The sequence below is a fragment of the Clostridium sp. Ade.TY genome (assembly GCF_000498355.1).
Taxonomy (GTDB): Bacteria; Bacillota; Clostridia; order Clostridiales; family Clostridiaceae; genus Clostridium.
Map to the genome: position 1 here is coordinate 79,950 of NZ_AVSV01000002.1, position 22,664 is coordinate 102,613.

Here is a 22,664-nt window from a genome sequence, read left to right on the forward strand (position 1 = left end):
CCATTCACTATCTAATACATAAGCCATCTTTTAATACACATCTTCTACTTTTAGTAAATGTTCTTGCTGAACTTAATCCTTCACCAGTTTTACTTGCAATAGTAAATGTTGTAAAACCTTCTGCTTCAAATCCTATTGCTGAATATGAAGGTGCATTTTTTACAAAAATAGCAGTATCAACAGCTTTTGCAAATCTAGTTAAATTATCTACATTTCTTGAATGCATATGAGCTGAATGCCTATTTCCATGTTCAAGTTTAACTGCAATTTCTATACCTTCATCTAAATCTTTAACTCGTAAAACTCCAAGTATTGGCATCATAAGTTCTTCTTGTATAAGTAAATCATCATAACTTCCTTCAAATACAATGCACCTTATTGAATCATCAACATCTATTGATAAATTATCTAAAATTACTTTTGCATCCTTTCCCACAAAATCTCTATTTAATATTCTCTTTCCATTTTTATTTATAAGAACTAGTTCTTCTAATTTTTTTATAATTGACTTATCTTTTATAACATATGCTCCAAATAAAGCCATATTTTCTATTAGTTCATCACATACCTCATTAACTACAACTACTTCTTTTTCAGCTATACATGGTAAATTATTATCAAAAGTTGCCCCATCTAATATATCTTTGGCAGCTTTCTTAATATCTGCTGTTTCATCAACTAAAACTGGTGGATTTCCAGCCCCTGCACCTATTGCTCTTTTTCCACTTGATAATGCCTGATGTACAACTCCAGGACCTCCTGTTGCTGAAATTAATGTAATGTCCTTATGTTTCATTAAATCAGTTGTATTTTCTATACTTGGTTCTTTAAAAGATACAACTATATTTTCAGGTCCTCCAGCTTCAACAGATGCTTCATTAATAAGTTTTACTGCAAAACTTGAGCAATTTTTGGCTCCAGGATGTGGTGCAAATACAACAGTATTTCCTCCAGCAATCATTCCAATCGAATTACAAAACACTGTCGCTGTTGGATTAGTTGATGGTGTAATAGCTGCAATAACGCCAAAAGCTCCATTTTCTATTAATGTAAGACCTGAATCCCCACTCCAAGCAGTTGTAACTATGTCTTCTGTTCCTGGAGTTTTTTCTGCAACTAATACATGTTTTAGAACTTTATGTTCATATCTTCCCATTCCAGTTTCTTCAACAGCCATTTTAGATATTTTTTCTGAATAATCAAGGCACTTCTTTCTAATATTTTCTATTATTTTTTCTCTATCTTTTATAGTTAAATTTTTTAATTTCTCATAAGCATTTTTAGCTGCATTTACCGCATCATTAGCATTATCGAATAAATATTTTTCATGTGATTCTTTATTCTTGCATTTGCAACTACCAGATTTTTTGCAATTTCCTTTGCAATTATGCTTTTCTCCATTTTCTATAATATCTTTAGTAGTTATTTCTCTTATTACTCTTTTTACTATCTCTTCTAAAATTATTTCATTATCTTCCACTGAATTACCCCCTCGCAAATATTTTTCCCAAATAAAGCTAGCTTGTTATCATACTCCGCACTTCCCCCACTTACTCCTATAGCTCCAACTATTTTTCCACTTTGATTTATAGGAAATCCTCCAGGAAATGCCACTATTTTATTATTATTTGTATTATTTATTCCAAAAAGTTCACCATCATCTATAGATAAAGCTTTTAAATCCTCAGTAGCTATTCTAATAGTAGCTGAAGTAAAAGCTTTATTTATAGCAATATCCAAGCTAGCTGGAAGTGCTCCATCCATAAAGTGTACTGCTATAATACTTCCCCATTCATTACATATAGCAATAACTACTGGAATCCCTTCATTTTTGGCTAAATTCTCAACTTCTTCAATAACCTTTTTTGATAATTCTAAATTTAAAAAGTTTATTTTATCCATAAAAATCACCCTTTAACAAAAGGCCTTTTATGTATCTACCTACATAAAATCCAAATATTTTCATTTTTTAAGTATCCCTCTCCTTTTATAAACCTTTAAAGCATCCATTATAAGTTCACTACACTTCATTGCATTATACTTTTCTTTTAATTCATTTGCTTTCTTTAAAAGTTCTAACTCTGTACTTCTATAAGGCCTTAACATATTATATATTTTGAGTAATTCATCATCTGGAATACTAACAAGTTCTGATGCTCTTTTTAGATTTTCCCCTAATTGTTCTCTTCCAGATTGTTCTGCAATTTTTCCTTGAAGTAATAATATTTCTTTTGATATTTTTATATCTTCACCTGTTACATTTCCATTTATTACTTCATCTATAGTTATCTCTTCTAGCCTTTTTCCACTTTTACTCTTTATTTCTAAGTCACTTTGACTTAATGGATATATCATATAAACTCCTCCAAATTTACATAAATAGAACTTTTATCCCTTAAAACCTTTTCAGTATCTTTAATATGAAGAAGGGCTGCCTTTACTTGATATTTAGGTCTTATCATACAATCACTTTTTACTTTTATAGGTATTGGATTTTGATTTTTTGCATATTTAGCTGCATTTTTCCCTATACTTCTATAAGTCTTTAAATCTATAAGTGGAGCTTGAGGAAATAATTCTAAATTGCTTAATGGATATAAGTCTTTCTGATGTATTAATATAGTTCCTTTAGCTTGTATTCCTATTCCTATTCCTGAACCACTTTCTAATGCAGCTTCTTTCCCTATAAAAGCTACATCAGCAGTTTTAAAAACTCTTATAATCCTTGATTTTAGACCTTCTTCTTCAATACCTAAAACAATTTCTTTTATTACATCTCTGTGAGATAATCCATTTAATGTGAATTTAACTTCTTCATTAAATGTTGGGCTTATTCCAATAATAACCTCATCTTTAATCTCTTCATTTAAATTTTCTATCTTTTTTAATACCCTTTTTGTTATTTCTTTTATTAATAAATCTTCATTCATAACTTTTACCTCCTAATCCTTAATAGGAGTATTTATCTATTAAATTATTTATATTTTTAACCTTTTCCCACTCTTTCCCCTCTAACCTATATCCTGTTCCAGGACCTAAATAATCATTTTTATTATTTATTGCAGATATAACATTAAATTCATCATCTAATATAGCTGATGTTTGAAGATAATCGCCTGAAACTCTCTGCTTTAACATTTCTAAAATATCTTCTCCCACATCCTTATGACCTGCATTTATGAGTGCCTTTACTATGTCAATACCAGTTATTCCTCTTTTCATTAAATCTTCTATAGCTTCAAAATCTTTTATTACATCTCTATCTAAAACGTCCTTGCTTCCATGTGCATAAGTTACCTTTAAAACTTCTTCATCAGTTATGTTTGATAAATTAAGTTCTCTAAAAACCCCTTGTATTGCTTTTGCAGCCTTATACCTAACCTTTATAACCTCATCTTCTTTTACAGGTCTAAGACCACCATCCACTTTCAAATCCCTTTGAAGGACATTATAATCATCAAAATCTTCCGCATCAAAATTAGAACCTGCAAACATATTATCGTAATTTGGAGTTCCGCTATAACCTGAAAATATAAAATCTGTTCCAGGTAAAAACTGCATTAAAAGTCTTGCAGTTCTTCTTATATCTGAATGTGAAAATGTTTGATCATTTGATGATGCAACTTCTAAATCAAGCATTGCCGCAATCAAATTTTCTGCTAATACTGCTCTTATTCCAGATGGTACAGATGATGTAATCCCAATACAACTTACTGCTCCATTTTGAATTCCTTGTGATCCAGCTCCTTTTGTAACCATTAAGCACCTAGTCTCTAAATAAAGCATTGATTTCTTCTCAGCTTCTCCCATAAGAATTTCCGATCCTGTACCTGATGTAAACCTTGTTTTTAAACCTCTTGATGCATATGCAGAATTTAAAAATGCTTTAGAATATGGAGTATCATCACCATCTAAAAATACACTTTCAGTTCCATATACAGACATTGTTTCTGCATATGTTGTAAAACCTCTAAGTCCAAGTTCAAGTTCTGTAGCCTCTTCCACAGCACATTGAGTTAAAACACCTCTCTTACCTATTTGAGAACCAATTAAAAGTGAAATAGCATTAAAAGGAGCATACCTTACAATTCCAACTGTTGTTTCTTCCTCTCTAAACCCTCTAAGAGCACATTCTGCTGCATCTGCTGCAATTAAAATAGGATTATCCTTTAAATTTGTTATATGAGTTTGATTTGCAGGAGTTCTCCTTGCTCTCAACTTTTGCATACTCATCATCATTTCAACAACATTTAAATTATTTATTATTTCAATAATTTTTGCTGGAGTAAATCCTTTCGCTATTTTTACTATTGCTTCTCTGGGTGTTTTTATATCAACCATAATTCTTGCAAATTCTAAAGAATCTACATTTATAACTTCCTTTGCCATATTTTTATCTATACAATAATCCGCGATAAAATAATCTATAAAGTCAAATTCTTCTCTAACTTTACCATCTAATTCTATAACTTTATTATCCTTAATCTTTATAGAAGGCTTTGGATCAAAAGGGCTTTTCATTGCTGTAAAGCCCTTTTCTGGCCATTCCTTCATAAAAACATCATTATTAATAGGCCTATTTCTTAAAGTTTCAAATCTTTTGGATTTCATACTTATTTAATTGATCCTAATATTTTACTTGTAACTTCTTTAACTATTTTTTCTACGATATCATTATTTAAAGTAGCTTCTTTTTCTGATAAATTATTTGAATTATATTTACAATTTCCATCTTCGTTACAACATAATCCAGGATGTTTTCCTATTAAATTCATTCCCTTTCTTATATCTAATAATTTATCAATTTGATTATTATTTAAAACTTGAGGTTCACCAATCTGACTTGATATAAACATAAGTTTTGCATAAAATTCTAATGATTCCATTTTAAAATAAGCTGACATAAGATCTGGTCCATAAGTTAATGCTCCATGATTTTCTAATAAAACAGCATCATAACATTGAAGATATTTAGCAACTGCATCTGGTATTTCTTCTGTAGATGGTGTTCCATATTCAGCTATTGGTACATTTCCAAGAGCAATTACAGCCTCTGGCATTATTGCCTTATCTAACGGAATTCCAGCAATTGCATAGCTAGTCCCATATGGTGGATGAGCATGAACTACTGATTTAACATCTGGTCTTTCTTTATATACTCTTAAATGCATTTTAACTTCTGAAGAAGGTTTAAATTTTCCATTTGAACTAAGTACATTTCCATCCATATCAACCTTACAAATCATATCTGTAGTCATATACCCTTTTGAAACACCAGTTGGTGTGCAAAGTACTTCTTTTTCATTTATTCTAACTGATACATTTCCATCATTTGCTGCAACGAAACCATTATTATAAATTCTCTTTCCAATTTCACAAATTTGTTTTTTTATTTCATATTCTGATATCATAAATAATCCCCCTACCCATTTCATTTTTACTTATCTTTATTTTTCTTTTTTCTTTCCTAATTTTACCATTTAATTTCTTTATTGTCAATATATGGTATTTATTTATTTGTTATTTTTTTGTTTTATCTTTTATTTTAAAAAGATAAATTTTATATAAACTATAAAAAGAGTTTGCTATATAGCAAACTCTTTTTAATTAACATACTATTAACTCTATTTTGTTATTTTTTAAAACTTTTTTCCATTTATCATTTACATCTTTGTCTGTATATATATAATCTATATCTTCAAATCCAACTATATTAACAAAAGAACTTCTATCAAATTTTATGGAATCCACTACTAATATTACTTTACTTGCTGAATTAACCATTGTTTTTTTCACTTCAGCCTCTTCTTCATTAGAATCCATAACCCCTCTTTCAATATCTATTCCTTTACAACATATAATTGCCTTGTTTACGTAATAATTTTTTATTATAGCTTCCGCCCATTTTCCATTAAAGGATTTAGATGATTCTCTAAATACTCCCCCAGCTAATATAAGTTTTACATTTTTATAATCTTGAAAATCTGTTATAACCTTTAATGAATTAGTTATTAATGTGACTCTTTTATTACTCTTTCTTAAACACTTTGCTACATAATAGGCTGTTGATGATGAATCAAGCATTATTGTATCACCATCTTTAATTTCTTCTTCAACTCTCTCTGCTATATTCATTTTTCCATCTTTATTTATTACCTCTCTCATATCTAAAGGCATATCAACATTTGTTCCTTCATTAACTATAGCTCCACCATAAGTTCTTTTTAATATTCCTTGCTCTTCTAATTTTTCAAGATCTCTTCTTATAGTTTCTTCAGTTACAGAAAATTTATTAGATAATTCCTGAACTAAAACTTTTTTTTCTTCTTGAATTTGCATTACAATTTTATGCCTTCTTTCAACGGCTAACAAATTTTTCACCTCCGCTATGCTCATATATTCTATTTAAATAGAATACATTTCTTCATTAAATGACCTCTCAATAATCTTTCTTCCTTCTTGTATTGATGAAATCTCTCCACAAGCTATACATTGCATTATAATATTACCAATTACAGCAGCTTCAATTGGCCCAGCTATAACTTTTTTGCCAGTTTTTTTTGCTGTAAGTTCACTTAAATATTTATCTTTAATTCCACCACCCACAATATTAATCCTTTCTATTTCATAACCTAATAAACTTTCTAAATCACGTATAGTATCCTTATACTCTTTAGTTAACCCATTATAAACAGCTATTGAAAGCTCACCTAATTCTCCTGGAATTCCTTGTCCATTTTTTTCACAATATTTTTGTATTGATTTAATCATATTTTTAGTATTCATAAACTCTGAATCATTAGTATTCACTATAAACTTTTTATTTTCATGTTTTTTAGCTTCTCTTATTATATCTGGAAAATCTATATTTTCATGAAATTCACACCAATTTTTCTTAAGCTGTTGAAGTAACCATAATCCATTAATATTTTTTAAAACTCTAACTTTATTAAATGCTCCGCCTTCATTAGTAAAATTCCAATTTAAAGCATCTCTCGTCTTAAATTGAATATTACTTTCAACTCCCAATAAAGACCATGTACCAGAACTTAAATATGCAGTTTTTTCATCTTTCAATGGAGCTCCCATTACAGCTGATGCTGTATCATGTCCCCCTACTGCTATTACTGGTATATTGTAAGAAAGTCCTGTTTCCTCTAACACTTCTTCAGTTAAGTAACCATATATTTCTCCTGGATTTATTATTTTATTGAATATTTTTTTTGGAATATCAAGTTTATCAATAAGCTCATAATCCCACTCTTTATTGTTAATATTTAATAATGCTGATGTAGATGCTATTGTAAATTCATTTTTCATTTCGCCAGTTAAATAATATGCAAATAAATCTGGCATAAATAATAGTGAATAACTACTTTCTAAAATTTCTTTTCTATACTTCTTATCTGCTACAAGCTGAAAACAAGTATTAAATACATTATTTGATATTCCATTTCTTAAATATAAATTATCTAAGCTTATAAATTTTTCTGTTTCTTTCATTCCATAATAATTTCTTTTGTCTCTATAATGCATAGGCATTCCAATTAGATTTCCATTTTTATCAATTAGTCCAAAATCCACCCCCCAAGTATCTATACCTATACCATCAATTTTTTTATTCATTACAGAAACTTTCTTTAAAGCGTTTTTTAATTCATTAAACAATCTTGGAAAATCCCAAACATATTTACCGCCTAAAAACACCGGTTCATTTGGAAATCTATATATTTCTTCTAATTTTAAATTTCCATTAATAAATTCTGCTATTATAGCTCTTCCTGATGATGCTCCAAAATCAAAAGCTAAAAAATTACTCAAAAATCTCCCTCCTCTATTCATTTTACATTTTTTGGTAATTATATAATACAACATAAATCAAATACAAACAACATATTCAAAAGATTTTTTGGAAAACTTTTACATTATTCCATTGACTTGTCTTTTGTTTCATTATAAAATTATATTGTAAAATATTGGGAATAAAACTTTTTGGGGGTGCTTTATGTATAAAATAAATAATAAATATCCAAAAATAGGTATAAGACCTACTATTGATGGTAGAAGAAATGGTGTAAGAGAATCTTTAGAAGAACAAACTATGAATATGGCACATTCTGTTGCTTTACTTTTAAAAGAAAACTTACATTATCCTAATGGTGAACAAGTTGAATGTGTTGTTTCAGACACTACTATAGGTGGAGTTAATGAAGCAAGTAAATGTTATGAGAAGTTTAAAAGAGAAGGGGTTGGTTTAACTATAACTGTAACTCCTTGTTGGTGTTATGGTACAGAAACAATTGATATGGATCCACATATGCCAAAAGCAATTTGGGGATTTAATGGTACTGAAAGACCTGGTGCAGTTTATTTAGCAGCTGCTCTTTCTGGTCACAATCAAGTAGGATTGCCTGCATTTGGAATTTATGGTAGAGATGTTCAAGATGCAGATTGTACTGAAATACCTGATGATGTAAAAGAAAAACTTTTAAGATTCGCAAAAGCAGGTTTATCTGTAGCTATTATGAGAGGGAAATCTTATCTTTCAGTTGGATCTGTATCTATGGGAATTGCCGGATCTATGGTTGATCAAAAATTCTTTCAAAAATATCTTGGCATGAGAAATGAATATGTTGACATGAGTGAAATAACTAGAAGAATTGATAGAGAAATTTATGATAAAGATGAATTTAATAAAGCTTTATCTTGGGTTAAAGAAAACTGCATAGAAGGATTTGATAAAAATTCTGAAAACAACCAAAAAACTAGAGAAGAAAAAGATAAAATCTGGGAAACTGTTGTTAAAATGACTTTAATTGTTAGAGACTTAATGGTTGGTAACCCAAGATTAGAAACACTTGGATTTAAAGAAGAATCAGAAGGTCATAATGCAATTGCCGGTGGATTCCAAGGTCAAAGACACTGGACAGATCATTCACCAAATGGTGACTTTATGGAAGCTATATTAAATTCTTCATTTGACTGGAACGGATTAAGAGAAGCTTTTGTTTTTGCAACTGAAAATGACTCACTAAATGCTGTACCTATGTTATTTGGTCATTTGCTTACTAATACAGCTCAAATATTTGCTGATGTTAGAACATATTGGTCTCCAGAAGCAGTTAAAAGAGTTACAGGAAAAACTCTTCCTAACGAAGCTAAAAATGGATTTATCCATTTAATTAATTCAGGAGCTGCAACATTAGATGCTTCAGGTAGACAAACTGATGCAGATGGAAATCCTACAATGAAACCATTCTGGGAAATTACACAAAATGAAGTTAAAGACTGTTTATCTGCAACAACTTGGCACCCTGCAGTAAATGAATATTTTAGAGGTGGTGGATTCTCTTCTAAATTTTTATCTAAAGGAAATATGCCATTAACAATGTCAAGAATTTGCTTAGTTGATGGATTAGGACCTGTTCTGCAAATTGCTGAAGGATATTCCGTTGAATTAGATGAAGAAATAACTAAGACTATAGATAATAGAACTGATAACACTTGGCCTACAACTTGGTTTGCTCCAAATCTTACTGGTGAAGGTGCATTTAAAGATGTATATTCAGTAATGAACAATTGGGGAGCAAATCATGGTGCTATTTCTTATGGACATATAGGAGCTGACTTAATAACTTTAGCATCAATTCTTAGAATTCCTGTTTCAATGCATAATGTTCCAGAAGAAAAAATATTTAGACCAAGCGCTTGGGGATTACATGGATTAAAGGATCTTGAAGGTGCTGATTTTAGAGCATGTCAAAACTTTGGACCTCTATATAAATAAATTAATATAAATTAATAAAAAGCATAGGTTATAAATACCTATGCTTTTTATATTTATTATAATCAATATATGAACTAAAACTTTACTGTTTGAAATAACATAAAATTAACCATTTAAAAACATATAATATAATTTATAGTATTTCTTTCAACTAAATCAAATTATTTTGATTAAAATAAACTATTAAATAATTAAAAATTATTACTTTAAGTTTCATTATTTATATGGATACTATCATAAATAAATATTACTAGTAATTTAACAAAAATAAATTTTTAATACAACTCTTTATAATATTTCGTTTATAATTCAATGTATTTTCTATAAAAGTAATTCTTACAAGATCCACATAAACTATGATAGATATACTTTTATATTATATATATCATAGTTTTTCATTACTATATATAGATTAATTACATTTATTTTTGTGTAAATCTTTTACCATATTAATATTTATAATGCAAAAAGAGGGAGACTTTATCTCCCCCTAAAAATATAACTTTATATTATTTCTTTCCTAATGGATATAATAATTTTTGGATATCATCATTTTCAAAGTTTTCTAAACTTACATAAGTTGCACCAGTATCTATTCTCTTTTCAATAGTTTTACCTTCTAATACATCATTAGCAGCTTTAACTCCTAAATATCCCATATTATATGGATTTTGTACAACAAAACCATCTATTATTTTTTCTTTTAAGAAAGCTATTTCTTGATCTGATGAATCAAATCCTATTAAAGTTATATCATCAGCTTTTCCTTTTTCTTTAACAGCTGTAGCAACACCTATAACTGCACCTTCATTTGTTGCATATAATCCTTTTAAATCTGGATTAGCTGTCATTATATCAGTAGCTTTAGCAAGTGCCTTTGCATGATCTCCATCTGAATATTGTATTGAAACTATTTCTATATCTTTATGATTTTTTTCTATTTCTTCTTTAAATCCATCTCTTCTTTCTTGAGCTGTTGATGTTCCCTCATTATGAGCAACTATAGCAACCTTTCCTTTTCCACCAATTTGCTTTGACATTTCTTTTGCAGCTATTGCACCTGCAGCTTTATTATCAGTTGCTACAAAACTCTTTTGAATATTAGAATCTAAATCTGAATCAAAAGTTACTACTGGAATTCCTTTTTCTTCAGCCTTTTGAACAACTGGCAATAATGCTTTATTATCAAGTGGTGCAAGCATTATAGCATTCGCTTTCTTTGTTATAGCATTTTCAACCATTTCTATTTGTCTATCAACTTCTGTCTCACTATCAGGACCTTCAAAAGTTACTTTTATACCAAGTTCTTCTGCTGCCTTCTGTGTTCCTTGTTCTACAGTCTTCCAAAACTCATGTTGATATCCTTTTGAAATAACTGCAATATAAGTATCATCCTTTTTACTTTCTGTTCCTCCTGATGAATCACCTGTTCCTTGTCCTCCCGAACTACAACCAACAACCCCAACTGCAAGTACTGTTGCTGTAGCAACCATAGCTACAAGTTTTTTTAATTTCATAAATCATACCCTCCCACAAATTTTATGTTTTAATTTAAATTAATTATTTATTTTAATAACTAATAAAAAAATTAACAACTATCTCTTTTTCTTTCTAAGCATATCTAAATAAACAGCACCTATAACAACTGCACCCATAGCAAGCATTTGCCAGTTTTGTGATACATTCATTAAATTAAGACCATTTTTTAATACTCCCATTATAAAGGCACCAAGAATAGTTCCTGTTATTGAACCTTCCCCTCCACTTAAAGATGTTCCTCCAATAACAACTGCTGCTATTGCATCTAACTCATATCCCTCTCCTGCAGTTGGTTGACCTGAATTTATTCTTGCAGCCATTACAATACCTGCAATAGCACACATAAGTCCACAATACATATAAACAAACATTTTTGTTTTTAATACATTTATTCCTGAAAGTCTTGCTGCCTCTTCATTACTTCCTATTGCGTAAGTATATCTTCCAATTAAAGTCTTTTTTAATATAAATCCTGATATAATTGCTAAAATAATTAAATATATTACTGGATAAGGAATTACTCCAAATAACTTACCTTGAGAAATAGTCGCAAAATTTGGTGCTAAATCAAAATATACTGGCTTTGCATTAGTAAGAACTAATGTTAATCCTCTAGCCATCATCATTGATCCAAGCGTTGCTATAAATGGAGGTAAATTAAACTTACCAATCAACAAACCGTTTACACTGCCAAATAACATACCAACTAATATAGCAAGTACTACAGCTACTAAAACACCCATTCCTTTACTTATAAAAAGTCCTGCTGAAACACCACTTAATGCAATAATTGCACCTAATGATAAATCTATTCCTGAAGTTATAATTACAAATGTAACACCTATAGCCATTATTCCTATTACAGCAGTTTGTAATGCTATCGTTATTATATTATCAACATTTAAAAAGTGAGGTGTTGCAACTGAAAAGAATATACACATTAAAAGTAAGCTTATCCCCGCTGCCATTTTCTGTAATAGTGCTTTATTATCTTTTTTATCACCATTTAATATTTTTTTATTTTTAACAGCTTCCATACCTAAAATCTCCCCCTAATTTCTATTAACTATTAGACGCTAAACTCATTATTTTTTCTTGTGTTGCGTCAGTTATATCAAGTTCACCAGTTTTTTTACCTTCATGCATTACAATGATTCTATCACTCATCCCTAATATTTCAGGCAATTCTGAAGAAATCATAATAATAGCAACCCCTTTTTCTGCTAATTCTTTCATTAAAGTATATACTTCATATTTAGCCCCAACATCTATACCTCTTGTAGGTTCATCAAATATAAGAACTTTCGTATCTCTACAAAGCCATCTACCTATTAAAACTTTTTGCTGATTTCCACCACTTAAGAACTTTGTTTTTTGTCCAAGAGATGGTGTTTTAGTTTTTAAATCATTAACCTTTTCAGTTGATACTTTTTTACATATCTTATCGTTTACAACAGATAATTTACTATATTCTTTTATATTTGCAATAACAGTATTAAACTCAACATCTAAATCTAATAAAAGTCCATCTCTTTTTCTATCTTCTGATAAATATGCTATTTGATTTTTTATAGCATCTACAGGTGATTTTATTTTAATTTTATTTCCTTCTAAGTAAAATTCTCCTGAATCAATTGCATCAGCTCCAAATATAGCTCTTGCCACTTCTGTCCTTCCTGCTCCCATAAGTCCTGCAAAACCTAATATTTCCCCTTTTTTTACATTAAAGCTTACATCATGTAGTTTACCTTTTCTTGAAATATTCTTAGCTTCAAAAACAACTTCTCCTATTTTAGGATTTCTTTTTGGATATTGATCTTTTATATCTCTTCCTACCATCATTTTTATAATTTCATTTATATCTATATCTTTCCAATTTCTAGTTCCTATATAACTTCCGTCCCTAAGTACTGTTATTCTATCAGCAATATGTTTAAATTCCTCCATTCTATGAGAAATATAAACTATTCCAACACCTTCTGCTTTTAATTTCTTTATTATTTTAAATAAATCTTCTATTTCTGACTCTGTAAGCGCTGATGTTGGTTCATCCAATAATAAAACTTCTGATTTGAAAGCTAAGGCTTTTGCAATCTCAACCATTTGTTGTTCTGCAACACTTAATTTATCAACTCTTTCATTAGGATTAATACTTAGATTTAACGACTTTAATACACTTTCTGTATCTTTAATCATTTTTTTCTCGTCAATTATAAATTTATTTTTCTTTGGTTCTCTTCCTATATATATATTTTGCGCAACAGTAAGGTGGGGCAATAAATTAAACTCTTGATGTATTATAGATACTCCACGCTCTGCTGCTTCTTTAGGATTTTTTACATAAAAATCTTTTCCTTTAAATAATATTTTCCCAGAGTCTTTTTTATAAACTCCTGTTAGTATTTTCATAAGTGTTGATTTTCCGGCACCATTTTCACCAATAAGAACATGTACTTCTCCCTCCTGAACTTCAAGCTTTGCATTTTTTAAAGCTTGTACTCCTGGAAAGGCTTTATCTATTCCTTCCATCTTTAGCAATACTTGCTTTGCCATTTGATCACTCCCCGCACCCCTTTTTTTGTTTTATGTTGATTTTATTCTAATTAAATTTACTATGTTTAAATTATACCTTTTTTTTCCAATTAACACAACATAATTTTTAATTTATTTGAATTTTTACCATATTTTGTATATAATATTTTTGTATTCTGTTATTTTATATTCAAAGGAGAGTGTTTTTATGTTAAAAAAAATTCCTTCAATTATTTCACCTGATCTTTTAAAAATACTTATGGAAATGGGCCATGGCGATACAATAGTTATTGCAGATGGAAATTTCCCATCATCTTCTTGTGCTAAAAGGTTAGTTAGATTAGACGGTCATAATGTTCCTGAAATTTTAGAAGCTATATTAGAATTATTTCCATTAGATACTTATTCAGAAAAACCTGTAAAACTAATGAGTATTGTTCCTGGTGATACTGTTAATCCTACTATTTGGAATACTTATGAAACAATCATAAAAAAAGATTTTAAACCTTTTGATTCTTTTGATTTTGTAGAAAGATTTAAATTTTATGAAGAATCAAAAAAAGCATATGCGGTTATTGCAACATCAGAAAAGGCCCTTTATGCTAATATAATTTTAACTAAAGGTGTAGTTTAAACAAAAAATTGGCACTATAATATTAGTGCCAATTTTTTAATAAATTATTTTAAATAATTTTCTACTACATTTCTTACTTTAGGAACAACAGCATGAGATCCACCTTTATCCTTAACATCCTCTAAAATCATTGCAATTGTAATTTTTGATTTCTTAATATCAGTTGCAATAAACCATCCGTTTTCTGTTCCTTTTGCATCATTTTGAGCTTGTTTTATTTCAGCTGTACCTGTTTTACCTGCTAATTCTTGTCCTTGTATTTTTGCATCTGTAGCTGTACCACCTGGACTATTTATAGGTGTTTCAAATGCAGTTATTACATTAGGCAAATATTTTTTATCTATTGCTCCTTTTTTAAATACTTCTTCCTTATTATTTATACTTGTAACAAGTCTTGGTTTCATAATATCACCATTATTTGATAATGCACTATATGCAAGGGTCATATTTAAAGGAGTTACTAAAACTTGACCTTGTCCATAACCACTGTCTGCTAATCCAATTTCCCCATCTATTTTTCCACCATTTGCAACTTGAGAAGTTTCCATTGGATATCCAAACTCTATTTTTTCTCCTATTCCAAACTTCTTAGCTCCTTCAATAAATTTATCAGCTCCAAGATCTAACGCAACTTGAGCAAAATATATATTATCTGAATACTTAACTGCATCATTTAAATCTACTGGTTTACCTGGATCATCAACTCTAGTGACTTTATAATCTCCCCATGAAGTATCCTTTTGCCAATTTAATCCTTTTATATCCTTTTTATCATTAGGTTTTATAACTCCATCTTCAAGACCTGTTGTTGCAGTTATAAGCTTAAATGTAGAACCTGGTGAATAAAGTTTTGTAAATCTATTTTCATAAGCTGCATTTTTTGTTTCTTCTAATTGTTTCTTTTCTGTTTTTGTCATATATGTTGTAAACATATTTGAATCATATGAAGGTGAACTTACCATAGCTAGTACTTCACCACTTTTAGGATTTACAGCAGTAGAAGCTCCTTTTTCACCATTCATTTCACTATATATTTTCTTTTGAAGATTTGAATCTATAGAAATTTTTACATCTTTTCCATCCTTTGGATTTTTACTTGCAACTTCTATCTTTTTATCTCCTCTTTCAATATATATTTCTCCTCCATTTTCACATTTTAATGTATCTTCATATACTTGTTCTAATCCACTTTTTCCAATTAAACTATGTGTATTATAGCCTTTATTTTTATTTTTTTCTAATTCTTCTTTAGTAATAGGACCTACATATCCTACTAATCTACCAAAAGCTTCCCCACCATTATAAATTCTTGATGTAGATTTTTTAATTAATATCCCATCATCTTCACGATTTTTTAATCCATTAATCTTTGGATCATTAGGTAATGCTTTAACAATTTCAACAAAGTGACTTGGATTAATATTTGCATCTAATTTTTTAGTTATTGTATCTTCACTTATGTCTAATGCTTTTGCCATTTCTTTTATTTTTGCATCTTTATTTTTCTTATTAAATATTGCTGGATGAATTCCAATAATACTAACTTCACCATCTTCAGCCAATACTTTTCCATCTTTATCTAATATTTTTCCTCTTACTGCATTTTTAGTATTTACTTTTAATTTATCCCCTTCTTGCATATTCGGGAATATTAAATTATCATTCCAATTTACTTTATAACCATCATCCTCTTTTACTATTGTAGCCTTAAAATTATCTAATTTTAAATTTCCTGCTACAGTATCCATAGATACGGTAAATGGAATGACGACATCATTATTTTCTTTAGTTGCATCCCCTAAAGTAATTGCAATATTACTAGCATTCATAGCTCCATATATATTTCCAAGTCTTTGCACAAATGTAGTTTCATCAATAGTATTTTTTGAATCTGAACTAAGCATTTCATACATTCCTTTATAATCTAAGCTTTGCCATTTATCTTTATACTGATTAAAAGCATCAACAGCTTTACTTTTGCTAGAACATCCAATAAATGATGCCATTACTATAAAAGCCATAAACATTATAAAGTAAATTTTTTTATTAATCTTCACAATACCCCTCCATCCATTGTTTTATATTTATAATAATATTATGTAATATTATTTTCTTTTTTTAATCTTTGAATTTCTTCATCTTTTTCTTTTAGCAAAGTTTTATATATATTTTCTTTTATATTCCATTCATTTTGGTCCCATTCTTTACTAAGAGTATTTATAAGTGATGCCATTTCATCAGCACTTCCTACTATTCTATTAAATAACAAAAGATTTGATTTTAATATTTCTGGTATTTCATTATGTGAATATCTAAGTCTATGATCTATTTCTCCATAACCTTCTTCAAATATAGTTCTAACTTGTATTTCTGCTATAACTCTCTTATTAGTTGGATAAAATTCAACTAAATAATGTACTGATCTATATCCTGACTGCCTTGATCTTACTTCTATACCAAGATCATTAAATATTTTAGTATTATCCCCTTCTCTTACATTAGCTGTTATTTCTATGACTTTCCATGTATTTATTATAAAATCATGTATTTCTTTCCATTGTTCTTTAAAAATATGTATTACTCTAATTCCTATTAAATCATTTATTTCATCTTTATAGTTTTTTACTGTAAACTCAAAGTCATTTCCATATTTATCTTTTCTATCTTTTGTTTTTCTTATAACCTTTTCAATAAGTCTATCACTTGCTTTTATTCTAGATTTTACTGAATGAATATATTCATTTGCTCTTAATATATTTGCTATAAAATTAGCTTGATTTTCATAAGACTCTATATATTCTATGTAGTCTTCGTATATTTCTTCTAGGTTTTTAATATTTATATTATTTTCTTCTATTATTATTTTACAGTGACTATATTTATTTAAAAATTGTTCTATTTTAAATTTGTTTTCCATAAATACTTCTCCTAAATTAAACTGTCTTATTTATATTATATCACTAAATATTATTAACTTATTTTATATATAATAATTTCTATATTAATTATACACAAAATTTACTTTATAAATATAATATATAATTTCATCAAAATTTAGGAAATAATAAATTTATATACCAAATAAAAAGGTTAGGAAAAATATCCTAACCTTTTTATTTTAAATTATTTTTCTCCGTAAAGTTTTATTATATTTACAATAGTTTCTACTGCTTTTTCCATTGATTCTATTGCTATATATTCATATCTTCCATGGAAGTTTTCTCCACCTGTAAACATATTAGGAGTTGGAAGTCCCATAAATGATAATCTAGCACCATCTGTACCTCCTCTTATTGGTACAACATCAGGAACTATATCTGCCATTTCCATTGCTTTTTTAGCAGTTTCAACTATATGCATCACAGGTTCTATCTTTTCTTTCATATTTCTGTATTGTTCTTTTATTGATACAGTAACAGTTCCTTCACCGTAAATTTCATTTAATTTTTCTTCAGCATTTTTAAATTCTTCTATTCTTCTATTAAAACTGTCTTCAAAGAAATCTCTTATTATAAATGACATTTCAGTATTTTCTACTGTTCCGTTTATACTTATAAGGAATGAGAAACCTTCATATCCTTCTGTTTTTTCTGGAACTTCATTAAGTGGAAGCATACCTAAAAATTCATATGCTACTAATGATGAGTTAATCATTTTATTTTTAGCACTTCCTGGATGTACATTTTTACCTTTTATAACAACCTTTGCACCTGCTGCATTGAAGTTTTCGTATTCTAATTCCCCAATTGCTCCTCCATCTACAGTATATGCAAAATCTGCTCCAAATCCTTTTACATCAAACTTATCAGCACCTCTACCAACTTCTTCATCTGGAGTAAATCCTATTTTAATATCTCCATGCTTAATTTCTGGATGATTTATTAAATATTCTATGGCTGTTATTATTTCTGATATTCCTGCTTTATCATCAGCTCCTAAAAGAGTTGTTCCATCTGTTGTAATTAAAGTTTTTCCTATGTAATTTTTAAGTTCTGGGAATTCTTTTGGATCTAATTTTATTCCTAATTCTTCATTTAAAACTATAATATCTCCATTATAATTTTTAACAAAGTTAGGTTTCACATTTTCTCCACTCATATCTGGTGCTGTATCCATATGTGATATAAATCCAATGCTTGGAACTTTTTTATCTGTGTTAGCTTTAAGTGTTGCATATACATATCCAAACTCATCAAGTTTAACATCAGATAATCCTATTTCTTTTAACTCTTTTTCTAATAGTTTTGCTAAATTTAATTGGCAGCTTGTACTTGGAATTGTTATAGATTCCTCATCTGATTTAGTGTTTATTTTTACATACTCTAAAAATCTTTCTTCAACTTTTTTCATAATCTAATCTCCCCTCATAATTTAATTTACTATAATTATACATTAAATTATTATATAAGGTAATAATTATGCTTATATTATTACCTTATATAATATATTTCCTAATATTATTTAAATTTTATTAACATTTAAATTGTTATAGTATGCTTTTCTATTTTTATTCTCATATTATTTATATGTTATACATTTTATACAACTTTTATATTTAAATATCCAATATATTATTAAATTTTAAGTTTTTTAATTTTAATATATGCACATACTATTAATATCTTTGTTTATTATATTTAAAGATGGGAGTGCCAATTAATGTTAAAATTAAAATCTAATTTATTAATTCTTTTTAATATATTATTTTTAATTATATTTGCTTTAATAATTAATATATCAATTTTTAATTCTAGTATTTTTAGGAAACTTAATCCAGTTGTAATATTATTAGGAATTGTTTGTTTAATTTCACTATTTATATTAATATTGCTTTTATTTAAAAATTTAAATAAAACTCAATTTATTATACTTTTTATAATTAATTTGATTTTTATAATCTTATTACAATTCTTTTTTGTAAAATACTTTAGAGTTAAGCCTTCTTGGGATTTTGGTACTATTTATAGTGAATCAATAAAAATAAGTAATGGAAGTACTAAATTAGGTCCTTATTTTTATGAAAAATATCCAAACAACTCTGAAATGGCTATAATTCTTGGTAATATATTTAAATTTATAAAACCATTTAATATATCTCCATATTGTTTTGCAATATTTTTAAATGTTTGTGTAATTAACTTATCTTTAATAATTACTTGGTTTTTTTCAGCTAAACTTTTTAATATTAAAGTAGCTTATATAATTTCATTACTTTCAATCCTTATAACCCCATTGTTTACATATGCTCCAATATTTTATACTGATACTTTAACAATGATATTTCCTGTACTTTCATTTTTATTTTATTACTTATATAAAATTCAAAATAAAGGTTATTTTAAATATTTTTATTTAATCTTTATTGGTTTACTACTAGCCTTTGGAACATCTTTAAAAACTAATATAATAATTTCATTTATTGCACTTTTAATTTTTATAATTTTTATAAACAACTCTTTTAAAAATATACTAAAAGAATTGTTTATGATTTTATTAATATTTTTTATATGTATATCATTAATAAACACTAACATTTCCAAATGGCTTAAAATGCCAATAGAAAATGCAGGCATACCAGCAACTCATTGGATTATGATGGGTTTAAAAGATAAAGGTGGATTTAATGGTGATGATGTTAAACTTACACTTACTAAAAAAACAAAAGATTTACAAAAAGATTTAAATATAAAAATAATAAAACAAAGGCTCAAAAACTATGGTTTTAATGGATACATAAAATTCTTATATAAAAAACTAACATATACTTGGGCAGATGGTACAATGTTTGCTCCAGTAAAACTATCTAGATATCCTATTTTTAAATTTGATTTTCAAAAATATATATTTAAATCAAAAGATAATATAAATAGTCAATATACTGTTCCATTTCTATATGTATCTCAAATAAGTTTTTCTACAATGCTTATTTTTATATTTTTAGGAAGTATATCATTATTTAAAAGAAGTAATAAATTCGGATATTTATTTAATATTTGTATATTTGGAGTATTTTCATTTTTAATAATTTGGGAAACTCGTTCTAGATATTTAGTATGTATTTTACCAATATTATTAATGAGTGCAAGTATTGGCTTTGATTTTCTAATAAATAAATTTAAATTATATAATAAAAATGATAGCATATTATAATGCTATCATTTTTTCATTGTCTTATTTTAAACAATGCATATATTTAGTTGCATCAATTCCTTCAACTACATAAGCTTGCCCTTTAGAACAAAATATTGATGAACTTGTATATTCTATATCACAATCTTTATCATATCCTTTATCTTCTATAACTTCATCTTCATTATGACAATAATCATATCCATCAAAAACTAAACTTAAAATCCCTTTACCTTTTGTAAAGCTTAAAAATTCTAAACTATAGTCCATAAAAGTTTTTACTGGTCCTCTGCCTGTTATTAGTACTCTATCACCATTGTTTATAGGATCATTAAATTCACCTTTCAATTTTTGAATATCTGATAATACTCTTCCTATTAAATCTATATTAATATCAATTTTAAATTTATAATATGGTTCTAAAACTTTATTAGTTGCCTTTTCAAGTCCTTGTCTTAATGCTCGTTTAGTTGCTTCTCTAAAATCTCCACCACTAGTATGTTTATTATGTGCCCTACCAGTTATTAATGTTATTTTTAAATCAGTAATTGGACTTCCTGTTAATATACCTTTATGTTCTCTCTCAAATATATGTGTTTTTATTAAATTTTGATTTCCAACAGTTAAATCATCAGCATGACATTTATTTATAAAATTTATACCGCTACCTCTCTCTCCCTCTTCTATTTTTAAATTAACTTCACTATAATGTCCTAAAGGTTCAAAGTGACCATAACCTAAAGTTTCTCCAATTATAGTTTCTTTGTAAAGTATTTCAGGCCTATCAAAATCTACATTAAGATTAAATCTATTTTTTAATACTTCTTTTAACACTTCAATTTGAACTAATCCCATTATATCTATATGCAACTCCTTAAGACTTTCATCAAATTTAACATTTAAAGTGTTATCTTCACTTTCTAATATTTTAAATATATTAAATACTTCATTGCTATTAATTTTTTCATCATATATTACTTTAACTTTTAAAGTAGGAATTAATTCGTAATTTAAATCTTCACTAAACCCTAAAGCCATTCCACTTTTTAAATGATTCACACCCAATATACAAGCTATATCTCCTGCTACTATTTCATTTATTACATTAAATTTGTTTCCATTATAACTTCTTATTTCATTTATTTTTTCTTTATAGTCTTCTAAAAAATATTTAAAACTTATTTCATCTTTTGTTTTAATAGTTCCATTTAAGCATTTTATAAATGCCATTTTATTTCCCTTATCATCATATTTTACCTTAAATACTCTTCCCCTAAATTCTCCTTCCTTATTATAAGAAGTATATGTTAGCTTATTAAAATCTTCTAAAAATTCTACTATTCCGTTATCCAAAAGTGCAGAACCACTGTAACATACAAATAATTCTCTTTCCTTTATAAGTTTTTTAGCTTTATCTATCCATAATTCCTTATTAAAATCCCCATCTAAGTATATTTCTAAAAGCATTTCATCACTTTCAGCTATTTTTTCTATAAAATCTAAACTTAATTCATTATTTAAATAACTTTCCATATAAATAATATTTTCATTAAATTTTAATTTTATTTCATCAACTATTTTATTTAAATTAGCTCCAACACGATCCACTTTATTTATAAATATAAATGTAGGAATATTATTATGCTTTAATAAATTCCATATTGTATCTGTATGTCCTTGTATTCCTTCTACAGCACTTATTATTAAAATTGCATAGTCTAACACACCTATACATCTTTCCACTTCTTGAGCAAAATCAATATGTCCTGGAGTATCTATTAAATAATATTCTGAATCCTTATAATTAAATTTCCCTACATCTGAAAATACTGTTATCCCTCTACTTTTTTCAATTTCATGGCTATCTAAATAAGAGTTTTTATGATCAACTCTTCCTCTATTTCTAATACTATTTGTATGATATAAAATTTGCTCTGAAAATGTAGTTTTTCCTCCATCAACATGAGCAAATATTCCTATTGTCTTTTTCATTACTATAGTCTCCTTAATAAAAGTCCTTTTAATCTAAATTATATCAAAATA

Annotated in this window: 18 protein-coding genes; 3 read left to right on the forward strand and 15 right to left on the reverse strand. The window is 27.6% G+C overall.

Annotated features, from left to right (window positions below):
* Positions 1–7: 7 nt before the first annotated feature.
* From O212_RS0100405 to O212_RS0100440, 8 genes are all read right to left on the reverse strand, one after another.
* Positions 8–1,480: an aldehyde dehydrogenase family protein gene (locus tag O212_RS0100405; protein WP_024613199.1), complete on the reverse strand. Its 1,473-nt coding sequence runs from the start codon at positions 1,478–1,480 to the stop codon at positions 8–10.
* Entirely contained in the window at positions 1,462–1,902 is a 441-nt protein-coding gene (locus tag O212_RS0100410; RefSeq protein ID WP_051372971.1) for a heme-binding protein, read from the reverse strand. The genes O212_RS0100405 and O212_RS0100410 overlap by 19 nt, the downstream gene beginning before the upstream one ends.
* Positions 1,903–1,962: 60 nt before the next feature.
* A complete protein-coding gene (locus O212_RS0100415; RefSeq protein ID WP_024613201.1) occupies positions 1,963–2,355 on the reverse strand; it encodes a diol dehydratase small subunit in 393 nt (130 codons plus the stop codon).
* A complete protein-coding gene (locus O212_RS0100420) occupies positions 2,352–2,930 on the reverse strand; it encodes a propanediol/glycerol family dehydratase medium subunit (RefSeq protein ID WP_024613202.1) in 579 nt (192 codons plus the stop codon). Before O212_RS0100420 ends, O212_RS0100415 begins: the two co-directional genes overlap by 4 nt.
* A gap of 19 nt (positions 2,931–2,949) precedes the next feature.
* Positions 2,950–4,611, reverse strand: coding sequence for a propanediol/glycerol family dehydratase large subunit (locus O212_RS0100425; protein ID WP_024613203.1), 1,662 nt, complete (start codon positions 4,609–4,611; stop codon positions 2,950–2,952).
* Positions 4,612–4,613: 2 nt separating this feature from the next.
* Positions 4,614–5,411, reverse strand: a complete 798-nt coding sequence (locus O212_RS0100430) for a class II aldolase/adducin family protein (protein WP_024613204.1) — start codon at positions 5,409–5,411, stop codon at positions 4,614–4,616.
* A 196-nt stretch (positions 5,412–5,607) separates the two neighbouring features.
* Positions 5,608–6,381: a DeoR/GlpR family DNA-binding transcription regulator gene (locus O212_RS0100435; RefSeq protein ID WP_081705784.1), complete on the reverse strand. Its 774-nt coding sequence runs from the start codon at positions 6,379–6,381 to the stop codon at positions 5,608–5,610.
* Positions 6,382–6,405: 24 nt separating this feature from the next.
* On the reverse strand, positions 6,406–7,821 hold the full coding sequence (locus O212_RS0100440; RefSeq protein ID WP_201767150.1) for a rhamnulokinase family protein: 1,416 nt from the start codon (positions 7,819–7,821) through the stop codon (positions 6,406–6,408).
* A 184-nt stretch (positions 7,822–8,005) separates the two neighbouring features.
* On the opposite strand from O212_RS0100440, the gene O212_RS0100445 reads away from it, so the two are divergent.
* A complete protein-coding gene (locus O212_RS0100445) occupies positions 8,006–9,787 on the forward strand; it encodes an L-fucose isomerase (protein ID WP_024613207.1) in 1,782 nt (593 codons plus the stop codon).
* 509 nt (positions 9,788–10,296) lie between these two features.
* Here O212_RS0100445 and O212_RS0100450 read toward each other — a convergent pair.
* The 3 genes from O212_RS0100450 to O212_RS0100460 form a co-directional block, all read right to left on the reverse strand.
* Positions 10,297–11,304, reverse strand: coding sequence for an ABC transporter substrate-binding protein (locus O212_RS0100450; RefSeq protein ID WP_024613208.1), 1,008 nt, complete (start codon positions 11,302–11,304; stop codon positions 10,297–10,299).
* 78 nt (positions 11,305–11,382) lie between these two features.
* Positions 11,383–12,363 (reverse strand): ABC transporter permease, encoded by a 981-nt coding sequence (locus O212_RS0100455; protein WP_051372972.1) that lies wholly within the window; start codon positions 12,361–12,363, stop codon positions 11,383–11,385.
* Between the two features lie 25 nt (positions 12,364–12,388).
* The gene (locus O212_RS0100460) at positions 12,389–13,879 is read right to left on the reverse strand and encodes a sugar ABC transporter ATP-binding protein (RefSeq protein WP_024613210.1); all 1,491 of its coding nucleotides are present in this window, start codon (positions 13,877–13,879) and stop codon (positions 12,389–12,391) included.
* A gap of 187 nt (positions 13,880–14,066) precedes the next feature.
* Between O212_RS0100460 and O212_RS0100465 the strand changes: the two genes are divergently transcribed.
* A complete protein-coding gene (locus O212_RS0100465; RefSeq protein WP_024613211.1) occupies positions 14,067–14,492 on the forward strand; it encodes an RbsD/FucU domain-containing protein in 426 nt (141 codons plus the stop codon).
* Positions 14,493–14,536: 44 nt separating this feature from the next.
* Here O212_RS0100465 and O212_RS0100470 read toward each other — a convergent pair whose 3' ends face one another.
* The 3 genes from O212_RS0100470 to pepT form a co-directional block, all read right to left on the reverse strand.
* Complete coding sequence (locus O212_RS0100470; RefSeq protein WP_024613212.1) at positions 14,537–16,549, reverse strand: penicillin-binding transpeptidase domain-containing protein; 2,013 nt, start codon at positions 16,547–16,549, stop codon at positions 14,537–14,539.
* Positions 16,550–16,587: 38 nt separating this feature from the next.
* Complete coding sequence (locus O212_RS0100475; RefSeq protein WP_024613213.1) at positions 16,588–17,409, reverse strand: RelA/SpoT domain-containing protein; 822 nt, start codon at positions 17,407–17,409, stop codon at positions 16,588–16,590.
* 206 nt (positions 17,410–17,615) lie between these two features.
* Complete coding sequence (pepT, locus tag O212_RS0100480) at positions 17,616–18,842, reverse strand: peptidase T (protein ID WP_024613214.1); 1,227 nt, start codon at positions 18,840–18,842, stop codon at positions 17,616–17,618.
* Positions 18,843–19,151: 309 nt separating this feature from the next.
* Here pepT and O212_RS0100485 point away from each other — a divergent pair, with 309 nt between their 5' ends.
* Complete coding sequence (locus tag O212_RS0100485; RefSeq protein WP_024613215.1) at positions 19,152–20,642, forward strand: glycosyltransferase family 39 protein; 1,491 nt, start codon at positions 19,152–19,154, stop codon at positions 20,640–20,642.
* Positions 20,643–20,663: 21 nt separating this feature from the next.
* Here O212_RS0100485 and O212_RS0100490 read toward each other — a convergent pair whose 3' ends face one another.
* Positions 20,664–22,613 carry a TetM/TetW/TetO/TetS family tetracycline resistance ribosomal protection protein gene (locus O212_RS0100490; RefSeq protein ID WP_024613216.1) on the reverse strand — a complete coding sequence of 650 codons (1,950 nt, stop codon included), beginning with the start codon at positions 22,611–22,613 and terminating at the stop codon, positions 20,664–20,666.
* Positions 22,614–22,664: the final 51 nt, after the last annotated feature.

What these genes read in the sequence shown, in the direction of transcription:
- O212_RS0100410 (WP_051372971.1), bottom strand. Translation starts at nt 1,902, where the DNA reads ATGGATAAAATAAACTTTTTAAATTTAGAATTATCAAAAAAGGTTATT.
- O212_RS0100485 (WP_024613215.1), top strand. Translation starts at nt 19,152, where the DNA reads ATGTTAAAATTAAAATCTAATTTATTAATTCTTTTTAATATATTATTT.
- O212_RS0100415 (WP_024613201.1), bottom strand. Translation starts at nt 2,355, where the DNA reads ATGATATATCCATTAAGTCAAAGTGACTTAGAAATAAAGAGTAAAAGT.
- O212_RS0100455 (WP_051372972.1), bottom strand. Translation starts at nt 12,363, where the DNA reads ATGGAAGCTGTTAAAAATAAAAAAATATTAAATGGTGATAAAAAAGAT.
- O212_RS0100475 (WP_024613213.1), bottom strand. Translation starts at nt 17,409, where the DNA reads ATGGAAAACAAATTTAAAATAGAACAATTTTTAAATAAATATAGTCAC.
- pepT (WP_024613214.1), bottom strand. Translation starts at nt 18,842, where the DNA reads ATGAAAAAAGTTGAAGAAAGATTTTTAGAGTATGTAAAAATAAACACT.
- O212_RS0100420 (WP_024613202.1), bottom strand. Translation starts at nt 2,930, where the DNA reads ATGAATGAAGATTTATTAATAAAAGAAATAACAAAAAGGGTATTAAAA.
- O212_RS0100430 (WP_024613204.1), bottom strand. Translation starts at nt 5,411, where the DNA reads ATGATATCAGAATATGAAATAAAAAAACAAATTTGTGAAATTGGAAAG.
- O212_RS0100450 (WP_024613208.1), bottom strand. Translation starts at nt 11,304, where the DNA reads ATGAAATTAAAAAAACTTGTAGCTATGGTTGCTACAGCAACAGTACTT.
- O212_RS0100465 (WP_024613211.1), top strand. Translation starts at nt 14,067, where the DNA reads ATGTTAAAAAAAATTCCTTCAATTATTTCACCTGATCTTTTAAAAATA.
- O212_RS0100490 (WP_024613216.1), bottom strand. Translation starts at nt 22,613, where the DNA reads ATGAAAAAGACAATAGGAATATTTGCTCATGTTGATGGAGGAAAAACT.
- O212_RS0100445 (WP_024613207.1), top strand. Translation starts at nt 8,006, where the DNA reads ATGTATAAAATAAATAATAAATATCCAAAAATAGGTATAAGACCTACT.
- O212_RS0100460 (WP_024613210.1), bottom strand. Translation starts at nt 13,879, where the DNA reads ATGGCAAAGCAAGTATTGCTAAAGATGGAAGGAATAGATAAAGCCTTT.
- O212_RS0100425 (WP_024613203.1), bottom strand. Translation starts at nt 4,611, where the DNA reads ATGAAATCCAAAAGATTTGAAACTTTAAGAAATAGGCCTATTAATAAT.